Source organism: Thioalkalivibrio halophilus, assembly GCF_001995255.1.
Classification (GTDB): Bacteria; Pseudomonadota; Gammaproteobacteria; order Ectothiorhodospirales; family Ectothiorhodospiraceae; genus Thioalkalivibrio; species Thioalkalivibrio halophilus.
Genome location: NZ_MUZR01000013.1, coordinates 1 through 16,272, shown reverse-complemented (window position 1 = coordinate 16,272; position 16,272 = coordinate 1). Strand labels below are relative to the sequence as shown.

The 16,272-nt window shown below is 66.3% G+C and carries 18 protein-coding genes and 2 tRNA genes; 15 read left to right on the top strand and 5 right to left on the bottom strand.

Annotated features, from left to right (window positions below; genetic code table 11):
• Nucleotides 1-6: 6 nt before the first annotated feature.
• The 4 genes from B1A74_RS04705 to B1A74_RS04690 form a co-directional block, all read right to left on the bottom strand.
• On the bottom strand, nt 7-207 hold the full coding sequence (locus tag B1A74_RS04705) for a helix-turn-helix transcriptional regulator (protein ID WP_077243917.1): 201 nt from the start codon (nt 205-207) through the stop codon (nt 7-9).
• A 375-nt stretch (nt 208-582) separates the two neighbouring features.
• Nucleotides 583-1,797, bottom strand: coding sequence for a tyrosine-type recombinase/integrase (locus B1A74_RS04700; protein ID WP_077243916.1), 1,215 nt, complete (start codon nt 1,795-1,797; stop codon nt 583-585).
• A 174-nt stretch (nt 1,798-1,971) separates the two neighbouring features.
• A tRNA-Thr gene (locus tag B1A74_RS04695) sits at nt 1,972-2,047 on the bottom strand.
• Between the two features lies 1 nt (nt 2,048).
• Nucleotides 2,049-2,133, bottom strand: a tRNA-Leu gene (locus B1A74_RS04690).
• A gap of 90 nt (nt 2,134-2,223) precedes the next feature.
• On the opposite strand from B1A74_RS04690, the gene queA reads away from it, so the two are divergent.
• The 5 genes from queA to secF are packed head-to-tail and all read left to right on the top strand — an operon-like array spanning nt 2,224 to nt 7,638.
• Nucleotides 2,224-3,309, top strand: a complete 1,086-nt coding sequence (gene queA / locus B1A74_RS04685) for a tRNA preQ1(34) S-adenosylmethionine ribosyltransferase-isomerase QueA (RefSeq protein ID WP_077243915.1) — start codon at nt 2,224-2,226, stop codon at nt 3,307-3,309.
• Complete coding sequence (gene tgt / locus B1A74_RS04680; RefSeq protein WP_018870413.1) at nt 3,299-4,414, top strand: tRNA guanosine(34) transglycosylase Tgt; 1,116 nt, start codon at nt 3,299-3,301, stop codon at nt 4,412-4,414. Before queA ends, tgt begins: the two co-directional genes overlap by 11 nt.
• A gap of 48 nt (nt 4,415-4,462) precedes the next feature.
• Nucleotides 4,463-4,792, top strand: coding sequence for a preprotein translocase subunit YajC (gene yajC, locus B1A74_RS04675; RefSeq protein WP_018870412.1), 330 nt, complete (start codon nt 4,463-4,465; stop codon nt 4,790-4,792).
• 13 nt (nt 4,793-4,805) lie between these two features.
• On the top strand, nt 4,806-6,671 hold the full coding sequence (gene secD, locus B1A74_RS04670) for a protein translocase subunit SecD (RefSeq protein WP_077243914.1): 1,866 nt from the start codon (nt 4,806-4,808) through the stop codon (nt 6,669-6,671).
• A gap of 16 nt (nt 6,672-6,687) precedes the next feature.
• Nucleotides 6,688-7,638: a protein translocase subunit SecF gene (secF, locus tag B1A74_RS04665; protein WP_077243913.1), complete on the top strand. Its 951-nt coding sequence runs from the start codon at nt 6,688-6,690 to the stop codon at nt 7,636-7,638.
• Between the two features lie 110 nt (nt 7,639-7,748).
• Here the strand turns inward: secF and B1A74_RS04660 are convergent, their stop codons facing one another.
• Nucleotides 7,749-8,576 carry an inositol monophosphatase family protein gene (locus B1A74_RS04660; RefSeq protein WP_077243912.1) on the bottom strand — a complete coding sequence of 276 codons (828 nt, stop codon included), beginning with the start codon at nt 8,574-8,576 and terminating at the stop codon, nt 7,749-7,751.
• Between the two features lie 160 nt (nt 8,577-8,736).
• Here B1A74_RS04660 and B1A74_RS04655 point away from each other — a divergent pair, with 160 nt between their 5' ends.
• The 10 genes from B1A74_RS04655 (at nt 8,737) to iscX (ending at nt 16,127) form a co-directional block, all read left to right on the top strand.
• Nucleotides 8,737-9,522 carry an RNA methyltransferase gene (locus B1A74_RS04655; protein ID WP_077243911.1) on the top strand — a complete coding sequence of 262 codons (786 nt, stop codon included), beginning with the start codon at nt 8,737-8,739 and terminating at the stop codon, nt 9,520-9,522.
• 56 nt (nt 9,523-9,578) lie between these two features.
• Nucleotides 9,579-10,385, top strand: coding sequence for a serine O-acetyltransferase (gene cysE / locus B1A74_RS04650; RefSeq protein ID WP_018945653.1), 807 nt, complete (start codon nt 9,579-9,581; stop codon nt 10,383-10,385).
• Nucleotides 10,386-10,445: 60 nt separating this feature from the next.
• Nucleotides 10,446-10,964: an Rrf2 family transcriptional regulator gene (locus tag B1A74_RS04645; protein ID WP_024329470.1), complete on the top strand. Its 519-nt coding sequence runs from the start codon at nt 10,446-10,448 to the stop codon at nt 10,962-10,964.
• On the top strand, nt 10,964-12,187 hold the full coding sequence (locus tag B1A74_RS04640) for an IscS subfamily cysteine desulfurase (RefSeq protein ID WP_077243910.1): 1,224 nt from the start codon (nt 10,964-10,966) through the stop codon (nt 12,185-12,187). Before B1A74_RS04645 ends, B1A74_RS04640 begins: the two co-directional genes overlap by 1 nt.
• A 48-nt stretch (nt 12,188-12,235) precedes the next feature.
• Nucleotides 12,236-12,643, top strand: a complete 408-nt coding sequence (gene iscU / locus B1A74_RS04635) for a Fe-S cluster assembly scaffold IscU (protein WP_018945656.1) — start codon at nt 12,236-12,238, stop codon at nt 12,641-12,643.
• 7 nt (nt 12,644-12,650) lie between these two features.
• Entirely contained in the window at nt 12,651-12,974 is a 324-nt protein-coding gene (iscA, locus tag B1A74_RS04630) for an iron-sulfur cluster assembly protein IscA (RefSeq protein WP_018870403.1), read from the top strand.
• Between the two features lie 121 nt (nt 12,975-13,095).
• Nucleotides 13,096-13,617, top strand: coding sequence for a Fe-S protein assembly co-chaperone HscB (gene hscB, locus B1A74_RS04625; RefSeq protein WP_018870402.1), 522 nt, complete (start codon nt 13,096-13,098; stop codon nt 13,615-13,617).
• Nucleotides 13,618-13,672: 55 nt separating this feature from the next.
• The gene (hscA, locus tag B1A74_RS04620) at nt 13,673-15,562 is read left to right on the top strand and encodes a Fe-S protein assembly chaperone HscA (RefSeq protein WP_077243909.1); all 1,890 of its coding nucleotides are present in this window, start codon (nt 13,673-13,675) and stop codon (nt 15,560-15,562) included.
• Nucleotides 15,563-15,565: 3 nt separating this feature from the next.
• Nucleotides 15,566-15,904 (top strand): ISC system 2Fe-2S type ferredoxin, encoded by a 339-nt coding sequence (gene fdx, locus B1A74_RS04615; protein ID WP_024329468.1) that lies wholly within the window; start codon nt 15,566-15,568, stop codon nt 15,902-15,904.
• A gap of 19 nt (nt 15,905-15,923) precedes the next feature.
• Complete coding sequence (gene iscX / locus B1A74_RS04610; protein WP_018945660.1) at nt 15,924-16,127, top strand: Fe-S cluster assembly protein IscX; 204 nt, start codon at nt 15,924-15,926, stop codon at nt 16,125-16,127.
• The last annotated feature ends 145 nt before the right edge of the window (nt 16,128-16,272 follow it).

The following is a 16,272-nucleotide window of genomic DNA, read 5'->3' as shown; positions in this document are numbered from 1 at the left end:
ACCCCCTCAGCTTTCGACCTGGCGGCGAATCCAGGCATCCACGGCGGACTCCGGCCAGCGGGCAGCCGCGCCCACCTTGACCGGTGCGGGGGCCTCGCCTCGCTGGATCAGGGCATACCATGCGCTGCGGGACATGCTGGTGCGGTCCAGCACGTCGCGAAGGCGCAGCAGGCGTTCGGGTGTTGCTGTATCGGTGTCGTTATACATCGCGTCCTCCTCGGACTTGAGGACCGATGGCAGCCGGGGGTTTACATGGTGCTCATTGAGCTCTATTGTAAACACTGACAAAAGGCGGCTGGCATCGGTCAGTTTGCTTGAAGGGAGCCCCCCCGGCCGGGGGTCTCCCTTTTCTGTGCCTGTCCCTACAGACACGCCGCCATCGTACATAGTCCGCCCGCGTCATGCGAAGACCCAACATGTTGGGGCTCGCGGAGCTTTCCCACTACGGGAAGAGGCCAAAAATGTGCAAATCCATACCCCCGACGTGTTATTTCTGACGCTTAGCGTTCGGCGCCTTGTGGTTAGCGGCCTTGTGGCCGGTATCAAGCGGGTGTGATCTGGGTCACATTTCTGACATTGGCATCACGCGCTCCGGATCGGGACCACGTTGTCCTGGTCGCCTTCGCGCAGGGTGTCCAGGTGGTCGGCCCATGCTTGCATCATCTCCCGGCGTTCCAGCAGGCGCGCACTCCGGTTGTACGCGGCGGCCACCTGACTCCGCTGCGCGTGCGCAAGCTGGAGTTCGATCACCTCCGGCGGCCATCCCAGTTCGTGTAGCAGCGTTGAAGCCGTTGCCCGGAAGCCGTGCGGCGTCATCTCGCTGGAGGCATACCCCAGATTCCGCAGCGACGCCAGCAGGGTGTTTTCGGAGATCGGCTTGCCCGGCCGCAGTCCCTTGAACACCAGGCCGTCGGGGCCGGTCAGGGCGTGAAGCCACCGCAGGCATTCGCAGGCTTGTTCGCTCAGCGGGACGATATGCGGTTGCCGCATCTTCATTCGGGCGTCGGGTATCCGCCACGTGCCTTCATCAAGGTCGATTTCGTCCCAGGTGGCGCCCCGCAGTTCTCCGCTCCGGACAAAGGTCAACGCCAGCATTCGCAGGGCCGCCCAGGTGGAGGGTTGCCCATCGTAGTGGTCGATTGCGCGCGGGAGGTCCGCCACTTCGTTGGGGGTGGTTATTGCCGCGCGGTGCTTCGTGGGGGTACTCGCGAGTGCGCCCTTCAGGTCTGTGGTCGGATCCCGGTCCGCGCGCCCGGTCGCGATGGCATACCGGAAGATCTGCCCGATCCGCTGCCGCAGGCGGCGCGCCGTCTCATGCTTGCCCCGGGACTCCGGCACCCGCAGCAACCGCAACACGTCCGGCGGCTCAATCTCCCGCACAGGGCGTTGCCCGATCTCCGGGAATACCCACGTCTCTAGCCGGCTGCGGGTCAGGCGCAGGGTGTCTTCGGCAAGCTCGCTGCGCTTCCGCTCCATCCAATCTTCCGCCAGCACCCGGAAGGTGTCGGCCCGGGTCTCCCGGCTGGCGCGCTTCGCCTCCTGCGGGTCCTCGCCACGGGCAAGCCGGGCTTTCGCTTCGTCACGGGCCTGGCGGGCCTCGGCAAGGGACACCCGGGGGTACACGCCAAACGACAGCAGCTTTTCGCGGCCATCGGCCCGGTACTTCATCCGCCAGTATTTCCCGGATGCCGTGACGTGGAGGTAGAGGCCGCCACCGTCTGCGATCTTGTGGGGCCGGCCTTCGTACTTGGCGGCCCGCAGTGCGGCGGCGGTCAGCTTGTTCGTTGGCTTGGGCATGGGGGTATCTCGGCAGGGGGTACAGGGCAAATCGGGGTATCTACCCCCAAAAGTACCCCCGTCGATGCTAGGCTGTCCATAGACAGCACCGGACAAGCTAGGACCATGAAAGGCTCTAACTCGCTGATTTTCCGGGTACTGAGGGACGGGGCGGGATGCCCCTGGAGGGTCATATGGAGCCGGTGACAGGAGTCGAACCTGCGACCCTCTGATTACAAATCAGACGCTCTACCAGCTGAGCTACACCGGCCTGGTGCCGGGAGTGGGACTCGAACCCACAAGGCCGAAGCCAGCGCATTTTGAGTGCGCCGTGTATACCAATTCCACCATCCCGGCGTGCAGCGTCCGTAGTGTAGCGCACGCAGGGGGTGTGGCAATACGGCCGAGCGGTATCCCGCGAGCCGGGGCATGGTAGGATCGCGCGCCATGCGAGTTGCCGATTTTGATTACGCGCTCCCGTCCGAGCTGATCGCGCAGGATCCGTTGCCGGAGCGCACCGGGTCCCGGCTGCTGGTCCTGGAGGGCGAGGAGCCGGAGGATGCCGTGTTCGCGGACATCGGGCGCTGGCTGCGTCCGGGCGATCTGCTGGTCCTCAATGACACGCGGGTGATCCCGGCGCGGGTGTTCGGGCAGAAGGCGAGCGGCGGCCGGGTGGAGGTCCTGTTCGAGCGGGTGCTGGAAGGCGGGCGCGAGGCGCTGGCGATGGTGCGTGCGAGCCGGGCTCCGGGCATCGGAGTGCGGTTGTGGCTGGCGGACGGGGCCTTCGAGGTGGAGGTGACCCGGCGCGAGGGGCCGTTCTTCCGCCTGTCGCTGTGTGGCGAAGGAAAGGCGGGCGAGCAGGATCTGCCGGCCCTGCTGCATGCCCATGGTCAGGTGCCGCTGCCGCCGTATATCGAACGCGCGCCGGAGCAGGAGGACGCCACGCGGTATCAGACGGTGTTCGCGCGACGAGAAGGGGCGGTTGCGGCGCCGACGGCGGGGCTGCATTTCGACGACACCCTGCTGCGCGGATTGCGCGACAGTGGCGTGGAGACGGCCACGGTGACGCTGCACGTGGGCGCGGGGACGTTTCAGCCGGTCAAGGTGGAGGACACGACGGACCACGAGATGCACGCGGAATGGCTGGAGGTCTCGCCGGAGCTGTGCGCGGCGGTGGCACGCTGCCGCGAGCGCGGCGGCCGTGTGGTGGCCGTGGGAACGACCTGCGTGCGTGCGCTGGAGTCGGCCGCGGCAGGTGGCGAGCTGGAGCCGTTCACGGGCGATACGCGGCTATTCATCCAGCCGGGATATCCGTTCCGCGTGGTGGACCGCATGATCACCAATTTTCATCTGCCGCAGAGCACGCTGCTGATGCTGGTATCGGCGTTTGCCGGATATCGGCGGCTGTTTGCGGCCTACGCACATGCCGTGTCGCAGCGCTACCGGTTCTTCAGTTACGGGGATGCGATGTGGCTGGCACCCGGCGATCCGGACGATCAGCCGCCGAGCGCGGAGACTTCCGATGCAGTTTGAACATCTGGGCAGCGACGGTGCGGCCCGCCGCGGCCGGCTGACCTTCCCGCGGGGGGAGGTGGAGACGCCGGCGTTCATGCCGGTGGGAACCTACGGCACGGTCAAGGCGATGACCCCCGAGGAACTCACGGGGCTGGGGGCGCAGATCATTCTGGGCAATACCTTCCATCTGATGCTGCGCCCCGGGACGGAGATCATCCGGGCGCACGGCGATCTGCATGACTTCATGCACTGGGAGGGGCCGATCCTGACCGATTCCGGCGGGTTCCAGGTCTTCTCGCTGGCCGAGATGCGCAAGATCAGCGAGGAAGGTGTGCGCTTCCAGTCGCCGGTGGACGGCTCGAAGGTGCTGATGACGCCCGAGTCGTCGATGCAGGTCCAGCGCGAGCTGGGCTCGGACATCGTCATGATCTTCGACGAATGCACTCCGTATCCGGCCACGCATGACGAAGCGCGCCGCTCAATGGAGCTCTCGCTGCGCTGGGCGGACCGCTCGCGTCAGGCCCACGGGGACAACCCGGCGGCGCTGTTCGGCATCGTGCAGGGGGGCATGATCCCCGAGCTGCGGCGGGAGTCGGCGGCCGGCCTGCGCTCGATTGGCTTCGACGGCTACGCGATCGGCGGGCTGTCGGTGGGCGAGCCGGAGGACGAGCGGCTTGCCACACTGGACGTGACCCTGCCGGAGCTGCCGGTGGAGCAGCCGCGCTATCTGATGGGAGTGGGGCGGCCGGAAGACATCGTGGAGGCGGTGCGCCGCGGCGTGGACATGTTCGACTGCGTGATGCCGACCCGTAACGCCCGCAACGGTTTTCTGTATACCCGCGAGGGGGTTCTGCGGATCCGTAATGCCCGGTTCCGCGACGATACCCGCCCGATCGACCCCGAGTGCGGGTGTTACGCGTGTCGCAACTACTCGCGGGCCTATCTCAAGCACCTCGACAAGTGCAACGAGATCCTCGGCTCGCGCCTGGCGACCACGCACAACCTTCATTACTACCAGGACCTGATGCGCGGGATGCGCGGGGCGATTGCCGAAGGGGCACTGGACGCCTTCGTGGCGGATTTCTACGGCCGGCGCGGCATGGACGTGCCTGCTGTGCCATAATTCGCGCCGCCTGTTTGACCGAACCGATTTGCTGAACGGAGAAGCTGCATGGATTTCCTGATTTCCGCCGCCCACGCGCAGGAAGGCCAGGCCGCCGGTGGTGGCCTGATCGAATTCCTGATCATGATCGTGATCTTCTTTGCGATCATGTACTTCCTGATCATTCGTCCGCAGAGCAAGCGGGCCAAGGAACATCGCTCCATGGTCGAGTCCCTGTCGAAGGGTGACGAGATCGTGACCAATGGCGGCATGGCCGGGAAGATCACGGAAGTCGGCGAAAACTTCATTCACGTCGATGTGGCCGATGGCGTGAACGTCGTCGTGCAGAAGCAGTCCGTGCAGTCCGTCATGCCCAAGGGTTCCCTGAAAGACCTCTGAAGGCCCGTAGCCGATGCGCAACTCCTATCCGGTGTGGGTGTACGCCCTGATCGTCGTGCTCGTGACGATCGGGCTGCTTTATGCCGCCCCCAACCTGTTCCCCGAAGATCCGTCCGTGCAGATCGACAACCCCATGGCGGGGGAAGTCGAGGAGAACATGGAGGGCGTGATCGGTACCGTGCTCGGTGCCCAGGGCCTGACCCCGATGCGGGCCGAGCGCCGCGACGGCCAGCTGCTGCTGCGGTTCGAAACCGCGGACCAGCAGTCCCGGGCCGCGGAAATCCTGCGGAATTCGCTGGATGACAACCATACGGTCGCGCTCAACATGGCGCCGGCCACGCCCGACTGGCTGCGTGCCATCAATGGCCAGCCGATGTCGCTCGGGCTCGATCTGCGGGGCGGGGTGCACTTCCTGATGGAAGTCGACCTCAATGCGGTGATCGGTACGGCCATCGAACGCTACACCAACGAGCTGCGCCCCCGTTTGCGCGAGGAACGCCTGAGTTTCTCCGCGCTCGAGGATGGCGGTGACGAGTTGCGCATTCGCTTTGCCAGTGACGGCGAGCGCGACGAGGCCGAGAGCTGGCTGAGCAGTGAATACCGCGGCGAGCTCGAGTGGGCCCCGCGCCGGGAGGACGACGACTGGTTGCTGGTCGGCACTCTCGAGGAGGAGCACCTGACTGAACTGCGCCGCCAGGCGCTGCAACAGAACATCTCCACGCTGCGCACCCGCGTGGATGAGCTGGGCGTGGCCGAGCCGCTGATCGCCCAGCAGGGCGAGCATCGCATCGTGGTGCAGCTGCCGGGCGTGCAGGACACCGCGCGCGCCAAGGAAGTGCTGGGTGCGACCGCGACTCTGGAATTCCGCCTGGTGTCCGAAAGCGGGGACCCCATGGAGGCCCGCGAGACCGGCGAGGTGCCTTCCGGGACCCGGCTGTACGAAGAGCGTGACGGCACCCCGGTGCTGCTGCAGCGGCAGGTCATGCTCACCGGGGAGTTCATTACGGACGCCTCGTCCGGTATCGCTGACGACACGGGCGGGCCGGCGGTCTTCATCAATCTCGACGGCCAGGGCGCCCGCATCTTCTCGCGCGTGACCTCGGACAACGTCGGCCGGCTGATGGCCACGGTGTTCATCGAGACCACGATCGAGACCGAGGAAGAAGACGGCGAAATCGTGATGCGCAGCTCGCAGAGCGAGGAAGTGATCAACGTCGCGCGCATCAACGAGCCGCTGGGCGGGCGTTTCCAGATCACCGGGCTGGATTCCACCACCGAAGCGCGCAATCTGGCGCTGCTGCTGCGGGCGGGCGCGCTGGCTGCACCCATGTCGATCGTGGAGGAACGCACCGTCGGCCCGAGCCTGGGTCAGGAGAACATCGACCGCGGGATCCAGTCGGTCATCATCGGCTTCGTGCTGGTGATGCTGTTCATGATCCTGTACTACCGGGTGTTCGGCGTGATCGCCAACGTCGCGCTGGCGCTCAATCTGGTGTTCATCGTGTCGGTGCTGTCGATGCTGCAGGCCACGCTGACGTTGCCGGGGATCGCCGGGATCGTACTGACGGTCGGCATGGCGGTGGACGCCAACGTGCTGATCTTCGAGCGCATCCGCGAGGAGCTGCGCAACGGCATGTCGCCGCAGGCGGCGATCGCATCGGGCTACGACCGCGCCGTGACCACCATCGCGGATGCCAACGTGACGACCCTGATCGCCGCCGTGGTGCTGTTCATCTTCGGGACCGGCCCGATCAAGGGCTTCGCCATCACGCTGTCGATCGGGATCGTCGCCTCGATGTTCACCGCCATCGTGGTGACTCGGGCCATCGTCAATCTGACCTACGGACGCCAGCCGCGGCTGGCCCGTCTGTCCATTTAAGTCCGGGAGCCGGGGAATGCTGCCGCATCTCAACTTCGCCGAGTCCAACTTCGACTTCCTGGGCAAGCGCCGGGTCACCCTGGTGATCTCGGTGGTGCTGATCCTGCTGTCGGTGCTGATGCTCGCCACCCGCGGGATCAATTTCGGCATCGACTTCACGGGCGGAACCCTTGTGGAGGTCGGTTACCCGGAAGCGGTGGAGCTCGATCCGATCCGGGAAACCATCAACGAGGGCGGATTCCAGGGAGCGCAGGTCCAGACCTTCGGTACCGCGCGGGATGTGCTGATCCGCCTGCCTCCGCGCGAGGACGAGCCGGACGAGGCGGCGCTGTCCAATCAGGTCATGCAGCTGCTGGAGGCCGGTGGCCCGGAAGGTGCCGAACTGCGGCGGGTGGAGTTCGTCGGACCGTCGGTGGGCGAGGAGCTGCGCGAGCAGGGCGGTCTGGCGATGATCTACGCCCTGGCAGGGATCCTGATCTACGTCGCCGTGCGGTTCGAGTGGCGCTTCGCCGCGGGGTCCGTGCTGGCGCTGGTACATGACGTGGTGATCACGCTGGGGATCTTCTCGGCACTGCAGCTCGAGTTCGACCTCGGGGTGCTGGCGGCGGTCCTGGCGGTGATCGGTTACTCGCTCAACGACACCATCGTGGTGTACGACCGCATACGCGAGAACTTCCGGGTCCTGCGCAAGCAGGGCACCGAGTTCGTGATGAACAATGCGGTCAACAAGACCCTCGCACGAACCATCGTGACCAGTATGACGACCCTGCTGGTGCTGTTCGCGCTGTTCTTCCTCGGCGGGGCGGCTCTGCAGAACTTCTCGGTGGCGCTGATCATCGGTGTCATCGTCGGGACGTACTCCTCGATCTTCATCGCGGCCACGGCGGCGCTGATGCTGGGGGTCGACCGCCAGGTGCTGCTGCCGGTGAAGAAGGAAGGGGCGGACGAGGAGGATGCGACGCCCTGAGAACGCCCTGATTCGGGGGAGGGCAGGGACGGACAAGGAAGCCCGCCCCCACAGGGATATGAGGGCGTGGCTGCGGGAGCAGAGCGGGGCCGATGACCGCCCCGGGCGATTCAGCCTTCGCCGTGCGGGCTTCCGGTCTTGCGTCCCTCCACCTCCGCAGCGTGCAGACGCTGCAGCATCGTTTTCAGGACCTTGGGGTTCCCGGCCACGACATCGCCCTTGCGAAAGATCTCGTTGCCACCCTGCCAGTCACTGGTCAGGCCACCGGCTTCCTGCACCAGCAGCAGTCCCGCTGCCATGTCCCAGGGCTGCAGGCCCATCTCCCAGAAGCCGTCAAAACGGCCGCAGGCGACCCACGCCAGATCCAGCGCCGCGGAACCCGGCCGCCGAATGCCGGCCGTGCCCGGGATCATGTGGCGCAGGGTGCGCAGATAACGTTCCAGGTCCTGCCCCTCGCGAAACGGGATGCCCGTGCCCAGCAGCGCACCTGTCAGATCCTTGCGCTGCCCCACGCGGATACGCCGGTTGTTGAGGAAGGCGCCGCCGCCGCGCGTGGCGGTGAAGAGTTCTTCCTTGATCGGGTCGTAGACCACCGCGTGTTCCAGGCGCCCCTTCTGCCGCAGGGCGATGGACACCGCGTACTGAGGGATCTCGCGCAGGTAGTTGGTGGTGCCGTCCAGCGGGTCGATGATCCACTCGTGTTCGGCGCCGGTGGCCCCGGGCTGGTTGCCTCCCTCCTCCGCGAGGATCGCGTGGTCGGGGTAGGCCTTCTTCAGCGTCTGGACGATCGCCTGCTCGGCGTTGACGTCGACATCGCTGACCCAGTCGTTGCGGGCCTTCTCGCGAGTGTTGACCCGGTCCGGTCGCCCCCAGGCGCGGGTGGTGATGCGTCCGGCCGCGCGGGCCGCCGATACCGCCGTGTTCAGCATGGGGTGCATGAGGGTTCTCCGACATCGCTTGGGAAGGAATCGGGGCCGGCGCACGGACGCCCCCGAAGGTCGCGAACAATACACAACGCATCGGGGCTTTGGAAGTGGTCGGGCTTCCCGCGGCGCGGCGGTGTACAATCGCGCCCGCATGCGAGCGGGCAGGGGCGCCATGGAATCCAGGACAGACGAGCATCGACCGATCGATCCGGGCCCGGGGGCCGCCGCCCGGGTCCGGGTCGTGCTGGTGGGAACGACCCACCCGGGCAATATCGGATCCGCGGCCCGCGCCATGAAGGCGATGGGCATGCGCGACCTGGCGCTGGTGGCGCCGGAGCGCTTCCCGCATGCCGACGCCACCGCGCTGGCGTCCGGTGCCGACGACGTGCTGGCAGGGGCCACGGTGGTCGACACGCTGACCGAGGCGGTCGCCGACTGTCATCAGGTGGTGGGGACCAGCGCCCGCACGCGCACCCATTCGGTGCCGGTGCTGGAGCCCGACGGTGCCGCGTCGCGGGTGCTCGGCGGGGCGGGCGAGGGGCCGGTGGCATTGGTCTTCGGCCGCGAGCACAGCGGCCTGACCAACGAAGAGCTCGACCATTGCCACGCATTCGTCCGCATCCCGACCGACCCCGATTTTTCCTCGCTCAATCTCGCCGGCAGCGTCCAGATCATGACCTGGGCGGTGCGCCGGGCGGCACTGGCCGATGTCGGGGAGTCGGGTGCCGTGGTGCGCCAGGCCTCGGCGGCGGAGCGGGATCCTGCGGCCACCCACGCGGAGCTGGAAGGTCTGTTCGAACATTACGAGAAGACCCTGGAGGCCATCGACGTGCTCGATCCGGAGAATCCGCGCCACACCATGCGCCGGTTGCGCCATCTGTACCTGCGCGCGGAACCGACGGCCTCGGAGGTGCGGCTGCTGCGCGGCATATTGACGCACACCCTGCGGGGCCGGTGAGCGCGGATTCCCGGCTGTGATACCCTACCGAATAACTCAGGATTGAGACCGGAATCATGTTCAAGACCCTGCGCGAGGATATCCGCTGCGTATTTGCGCGCGATCCCGCTGCCCGCAATGCCTTCGAGGTGCTGACGGCGTATCCGGGTCTGCATGCGCTGTGGTTTCATCGCGCGTCGCACTGGCTGTGGAATCATCGCATGCGCTGGCTGGGGCGCATCCTGGGCAATATTGCGCGGCTTCTGACGGGGATCGAGATTCATCCCGGAGCCACCATCGGACGCCGGTTCTTCATCGACCACGGCATGGGCGTGGTGATCGGCGAGACGGCCGAGATCGGCGATGACTGCACGATCTACCACCAGGTGACCCTCGGGGGGACCAGCTGGGAGGGCGGCAAGCGCCATCCGACTTTGGGGAACGAGGTCGTGATCGGGGCCGGGGCCAAGCTGCTGGGGCCGATCCATATAGGGGACCATGCGCGGGTGGGCTCCAATGCCGTGGTGCTCAAGGATGTGCCCGCGGACGCGACGGCGGTGGGGATTCCGGCGCGGGTGCTGGGGCCGCGCCCGGAGCCGGACCCACGCTTTCAGCAGGCCGCCAGTCGCATGGGTTTCGACGCCTACGGTGTCACCCGGGACATGCCCGATCCGGTGGCCAATGCGCTGCATCGCATCGTGGATCGCGTCCACGAGCTGGATGACCGTATGGAGAAGGCCTGTCAGGCGCTAAAGCGCGCGGGGATCGACCCGGGCGAGGCGATGGGCGAGGATACCGGCCATCCGCTGGAGCCCTGTGACCTCGAGGGGCTGGAACCGGACGATTGTGAAATCCCGCCACGCAAACAGCAGGGTAATAGTTGACCGTTTTGCTCAGGAATTGCTAAGCTCTCGAGCAACCTGAACAAGAAGGCGCATCGAGTCATGAAACTGACGACCAAAGGACGTTACGCCGTAACCGCCATGCTCGACGTGGCGACTCATACCCGCGAGGGCCCGGTCTCGCTGGCCGAGGTGGCGGGGCGGCAGAAGCTTTCGCTGTCCTATCTGGAGCAGTTGTTCTCGCGGCTGCGCAAGAAGGGGCTGGTGGTCTCCAGCCGCGGCCCTGGCGGCGGTTACGCGCTGAGTCGCGACGCGGCCGAGATCAGTGTGGCCGAGATCATCGTGGCGGTGGATGAACCGGTCGATGTGACCCGCTGTGGCGGCAAGGCCAACTGCAACAAGGAATCGCGCTGCCTGACTCACGATCTGTGGGCGGACCTGAGCGATCAGCTTTATGATTTCCTCAGCAATCGTTCGCTGGCGGAAGTGCTGGAGCGCCACGAGGCAAGCGTGCAGGCGCGCGAACAGGGAGAGCATCCGGTGACGGTGCACGGCTCGAACGGAAAAGAAAACGATCATGCGGGCGCCACGGTAGCGGCCGCGGACAGGAGCAATGCGTGATGAGTGACCTGAAACTGCCGATCTATCTCGACTATTCCTCGACCACCCCGGTGGACGAGCGCGTCGCCGAAGAAATGAAGAAGTTCCTGACGCGGGACGGTTTTTTCGGTAACCCGGCCTCCCGGAGTCACAGCTTCGGCTGGGATGCCGAGAAGGCGGTCGAGAACGCGCGGGAACAGGTCGCCGCTCTGGTGGGTGCGGATCCCAAGGAGATCATCTGGACCAGCGGGGCCACCGAGGCCGACAACCTGGCCCTCAAGGGTGCCGCGCACTTCTATCAGCGCAAGGGCAAGCACGTCATCACGGTCAAGACCGAACACAAGGCGGTGCTGGACCCGGCGCGCCAGCTGGAGCGCGAAGGCTTCGATGTGACCTATCTGGGGGTCGACGAGAACGGTCTGGTCGACCTGCAGGAACTGCAAGACGCCATGCGTGACGACACCATCGTGGTGTCGGTCATGCACGTAAACAACGAGATCGGCGTCATTCAGGACATCGAGGCGATCGGCAATCTCTGTCGCGAACGCGGCATCGTGTTCCACGTGGACGCGGCGCAGTCGACCGGCAAGGTGGCCGTCGACCTGACGAAGCTGCCGGTGGACCTGATGAGCTTCTCCGCGCACAAGACTTACGGGCCCAAGGGCGTGGGCGCTCTGTATGTCCGGCGCAAGCCCCGCGTGCGTATCGAAGCGCAGATCCATGGCGGCGGCCACGAGCGCGGCATGCGCTCCGGCACGCTGGCGCCGCACCAGATCGTCGGCATGGGCGAGGCCTTCCGCATCGCCGGCGAAGAGATGGGCAGCGAGCTGGAACGTATCCGCATGCTGCGCGACCGCCTGTGGGAAGGCCTGGATGACATGGAAGAGGTCTACCTCAACGGCGACAAGGAACGCCGCGTGGCCCATAACCTGAACGTGTCGTTCAACTTCGTGGAGGGCGAGAGCCTGATCATGTCGCTGCGCGACATCGCGGTTTCCTCCGGTTCGGCCTGTACCTCGGCCAGCCTGGAGCCCTCTTACGTACTGCGCGCCCTGGGTCGCGACGACGAGCTGGCGCACAGCTCGATCCGCTTCTCCATTGGCCGCTACACCACGGTCGAAGAGATCGACCACACCATCGACATCGTGCACAAGGCAGTTGGCAAGCTGCGCGAACTGTCGCCGCTCTGGGAGATGTACCAGGACGGGATCGATCTCAAGAGCATCGAATGGGCGGCCCACTGAGGCCGTTCCGGAACATCCACCCACGGGTACGCGAACAGGAGAGTCATCATGGCTTACAGTGACAAGGTGATGGATCATTATGAAAATCCGCGCAATGTCGGCAGCTTCGAGAAGGGCGATGAATCGGTAGGCACCGGCATGGTCGGTGCGCCGGCCTGCGGTGACGTGATGAAGCTGCAGATCAAGGTAAACGACGATGGCGTGATCGAGGACGCCAAGTTCAAGACCTACGGCTGCGGTTCGGCGATCGCGTCCAGCTCGCTGCTCACCGAATGGGTGCGCGGCAAGAGCCTGGAAGAAGCGAGCCAGATCAAGAACACGCAGATCGCGGAAGAACTGGCGCTGCCGCCGGTGAAGATCCACTGCTCGGTGCTGGCCGAAGATGCGATCAAGGCAGCGATCTCCGACTATCAGGAGAAGCACGGCGCCGAGGAACCGGAACAGAAGACGGCCTGAAGACGATATGGCAATCACACTGACCGACAGCGCGGCCGACCGCATCCGGCACTTCCTCGAACAGCGGGGCAAGGGTGTCGGCGTGCGGCTCGGGGTGAGGACCACCGGCTGCTCCGGCATGGCCTACGTGGTGGAGTTCGCCGACGAGGTCGAGGAAACGGACACGGTGTTCGAGGTCGACGGGGTGAAGCTTGTGGTGAGTCCCAAGTCCCTGGTGTACCTCGACGGCACCGAGCTCGACTTCGGCAAGGAAGGCCTGAACGAGGGTTTTCGTTTCAACAACCCGAACGAGAAGGCCCGCTGCGGCTGCGGTGAAAGCTTCAACGTCTGAAGGTACCGGGCCAGCGCGGGGTGCGGCGGGATCGTCCGGATACGGGTGTCCCGCTCACCCCTTTTCTTTGCCGGGCCTGCGGGCCCGGTTTTCGCTACGGACAAGGGATGACAGTCGGCCGATGAACGATCCGTTTGAACAGTTCGATCTTCCGGTCGCCTTCGAGGTGGATCGCGATGCCCTGGAGGAACGTTTCCGGCGCCTGCAGGCGGAGCTTCATCCCGACCGCTTCGTGCGTCAGGGCGATCAGGCGCGGCGCATGGCCGCGGCGATGGCGGCGGACGTGAACGAGGCCCACGATATCCTGGCGAACGACTATCGGCGCGCCCTGCACATCCTGGAGCGGGCGGGGTTCGAGTTCGATCCCGAACGCGACACCAGCCGGGACATGGGGTTCATCGAGGCCCAGATCGAATGGCGGGAACGCCTGGAAGATGCGGAACGTGCCGGCGATGCCGCGGCGCTGGATACCCTGGCCGACGAGCTGAATGGGGCGCGGGCCGAGGCACGCGAGAAAGTGGCCACGGCCCTGGCCGACCCGGAGAAACCGGCGGACGATGCCCGTGATCGGGTGCTCGAGCTGCGATTCTTCGACCGTTTGCTGGAGGAGCTCCAGCGAACCCGACAGTCGCTGGCGTCGTAACCGACGCCGGCGGAAGATTCCCCCCGACCGAGAGCTTCATCAGGAGCCGAACGCGATGGCGTTATTGCAGATCACCGAACCCGGCGTTGATTCCGCCCCGCACCAGCGTCACCTAGCCGCGGGCATCGACCTGGGCACCACTCACTCGCTGGTGGCGACGGTCCGCAGCGGCGAGGCCGATACCCTGCCGGACGAACAGGGTCGCCATATCCTGCCCTCGGTGGTGCACTATTCGGCGGACGGTGCGCAGGTCGGATACGAGGCGGCGGAGCATGCCGGCGATGATCCGCACAACACCATCGCATCGGTCAAGCGCCTGATCGGCCGCGCGGCATCCGACGTGGCGACGCTCTCGGGCGAGCTGCCGTTCCGGCTGAAGACCGGAGACGGTTCGAGCGTGCCGCGCATCGAGACCGCCGCCGGGGACAAGAGCGCCGTCGAGGTCTCCGCGGATATCCTCGGCAGCCTGCGGGCGCGCGCCGAGGAGAGCCTGGGTGATGAGCTGGAAGGCGTGGTGATCACCGTGCCGGCGTATTTTGACGACGCCCAGCGCCAGGCGACTCGTGACGCCGCCCAGCTTGCGGGCCTGAATGTCCTGCGCCTGATCTCCGAGCCGACCGCCGCGGCGGTCGCCTACGGGCTGGACCAGGGTGAGGAAAGCACCATCGCGGTGTACGACCTCGGCGGCGGAACCTTCGACATCTCCATCCTGCAGCTGCGTCGCGGCGTGTTCGAGGTGCTGGCCACCGGCGGCGACTCCGCGCTGGGGGGCGACGACGTGGACCGCAGCGTGGCCGAGTGGCTGCTGCAGCAGGCCGGGATGCAGGGGGAAAATGATCCGCAGCGCCTGCGCCGCGTGACCCTCGAGGCGCGCCGCGCCAAGGAGGCCCTGACCGAGGCCGACACCACCAGGGTGCGGGTGACGCGCGCCGATGGCAGTGAATGGCAGGGGCAGCTGGATCGCGCCGGCCTGCTGGAACTGGCGCGCCCGCTGCTGGACCGCACCCTTGAGTCCTGCCGGCAGGTTCTGGCGGACGCCGATCTGGAGCGCGACGCCATCGACGAGGTGATTCTGGTGGGGGGGTCGACCCGCATGCCCGCCGTGCGCGAGGCCGTGCAGGAGTTCTATGGCCGCGAACCGCGCGCCGGTATCGACCCGGATCGCGTGGTCGCGATCGGCGCGGCGCAACAGGCCGACATCCTCGCCGGCAACAAGCCGGACACCGAGCTGGTGCTGCTGGACGTGATCCCGCTGTCGCTGGGACTGGAAACCATGGGCGGGCTGGTCGAGTTCATTGTCCCGCGCAACACCACCATCCCGGTCAGTCGGGCGCAGGAATTCACCACCTTCAAGGACGGCCAGACCGCCATGTCGGTGCACGTGGTGCAGGGCGAGCGCGACGTGGTGGACGCCAACCGTTCGCTGGCACGCTTCACCCTGTCCGGGATCCCGCCGATGGTCGCCGGGGCCGCGCGCATCCGCGTGAGTTTTCAGGTGGACGCCGACGGCCTGCTGAGCGTGACCGCGCGGGAGCAGACGCAGGGCGTGGAGGCCCACGTGGAGGTCAAGCCCAGCTACGGCCTGACCGATGCCGAGATCGAACAGATGTTGCGTGATTCCGCCTCGGCGGCACGTGACGACATGGAGGCCCGCCGCCTGCGCGAGGAGCAGGTGGAGGCCGATCGCGTGCTGGAGGCGCTGAACGCCGCCCTGGAAACCGACGGCGACCGCTATCTGGACGCCGAGGAACGCGCGAACATCGAGAGTGCCCGCGACGCCCTGGCCGAAGAACGCGGCCGGGGCGAGGATCCGGACGCCATCGAAGCCGCGCGCAAGCGCGTCGAGCAGGCATCCGAGGCCTTCGTCGCGCGCCGCATGAACGACAGCATTCGCCGCGCACTGGCGGGGCACAACGTCTCCGAATACGACGACTCAGGGAACTGACCCATGCCACAGGTGATCTTTCTGCCGCACCAGGAAATCTGTCCGGAGGGCGCCTCCATCGAGGCCGAGCCGGGCATCAGCATCTGCGATCTCGCCCTGAAGAACGGGATCGAGATCGAACACGCCTGCGAGAAGTCCTGCGCCTGCACGACCTGCCACGTGTATGTGCGCGAAGGGATGGACAGCCTCGAGGAGCCCAGCGAGGATGAAGAGGACATGCTCGACAAGGCCTGGGGGCTCGAGCCCGATTCGCGCCTGTCCTGTCAGGCGGTCGTGAGCGATGCGGATCTGGTGGTGGAGCTGCCCAAGTACACCATCAACCAGGTGTCCGAGCACCACTGATCAGCGGGAGAGTGCGGTCATGAAATGGACTGATACCAGCGAAATCGCGATGCAGCTTGCGGATGAGCATCCGGACGTGGATCCGCGCAACGTCAACTTCGTTGACCTGAGGAACTGGGTGGTGGAACTGCCGGAGTTCGATGACGATCCGGAACGGTCCGGCGAGCGCATCCTGGAGGCGATCCAGCTCGCCTGGATGGACGAGGCGGACGTCGACGACTGAGCGGCGGCGCCGAATCGCCGGATCGGCCAGGGGGCTGGCCTCCCACAGGTTGAACCCTGTCCCCGGTGGGAGGCCGGCCCTCCGGCCGATTGTGGGGGATCGGCAGGTGCCGGATCGGCCAGAGGCTGGCCTCCCACCGGGGGCA

Bases quoted from the DNA above. Each gene is read 5' to 3' on its own strand.
- secF (WP_077243913.1), top strand. From the start codon at position 6,688: ATGCTGCCGCATCTCAACTTCGCCGAGTCCAACTTCGACTTCCTGGGC.
- cysE (WP_018945653.1), top strand. From the start codon at position 9,579: ATGTTCAAGACCCTGCGCGAGGATATCCGCTGCGTATTTGCGCGCGAT.
- B1A74_RS04705 (WP_077243917.1), bottom strand. From the start codon at position 207: ATGTATAACGACACCGATACAGCAACACCCGAACGCCTGCTGCGCCTT.
- iscU (WP_018945656.1), top strand. From the start codon at position 12,236: ATGGCTTACAGTGACAAGGTGATGGATCATTATGAAAATCCGCGCAAT.
- secD (WP_077243914.1), top strand. From the start codon at position 4,806: ATGCGCAACTCCTATCCGGTGTGGGTGTACGCCCTGATCGTCGTGCTC.
- fdx (WP_024329468.1), top strand. From the start codon at position 15,566: ATGCCACAGGTGATCTTTCTGCCGCACCAGGAAATCTGTCCGGAGGGC.
- B1A74_RS04660 (WP_077243912.1), bottom strand. From the start codon at position 8,576: ATGCACCCCATGCTGAACACGGCGGTATCGGCGGCCCGCGCGGCCGGA.
- B1A74_RS04640 (WP_077243910.1), top strand. From the start codon at position 10,964: ATGAGTGACCTGAAACTGCCGATCTATCTCGACTATTCCTCGACCACC.
- hscA (WP_077243909.1), top strand. From the start codon at position 13,673: ATGGCGTTATTGCAGATCACCGAACCCGGCGTTGATTCCGCCCCGCAC.
- hscB (WP_018870402.1), top strand. From the start codon at position 13,096: ATGAACGATCCGTTTGAACAGTTCGATCTTCCGGTCGCCTTCGAGGTG.
- yajC (WP_018870412.1), top strand. From the start codon at position 4,463: ATGGATTTCCTGATTTCCGCCGCCCACGCGCAGGAAGGCCAGGCCGCC.
- iscA (WP_018870403.1), top strand. From the start codon at position 12,651: ATGGCAATCACACTGACCGACAGCGCGGCCGACCGCATCCGGCACTTC.
- B1A74_RS04700 (WP_077243916.1), bottom strand. From the start codon at position 1,797: ATGCCCAAGCCAACGAACAAGCTGACCGCCGCCGCACTGCGGGCCGCC.
- B1A74_RS04645 (WP_024329470.1), top strand. From the start codon at position 10,446: ATGAAACTGACGACCAAAGGACGTTACGCCGTAACCGCCATGCTCGAC.
- tgt (WP_018870413.1), top strand. From the start codon at position 3,299: ATGCAGTTTGAACATCTGGGCAGCGACGGTGCGGCCCGCCGCGGCCGG.
- B1A74_RS04655 (WP_077243911.1), top strand. From the start codon at position 8,737: ATGGAATCCAGGACAGACGAGCATCGACCGATCGATCCGGGCCCGGGG.
- iscX (WP_018945660.1), top strand. From the start codon at position 15,924: ATGAAATGGACTGATACCAGCGAAATCGCGATGCAGCTTGCGGATGAG.
- queA (WP_077243915.1), top strand. From the start codon at position 2,224: ATGCGAGTTGCCGATTTTGATTACGCGCTCCCGTCCGAGCTGATCGCG.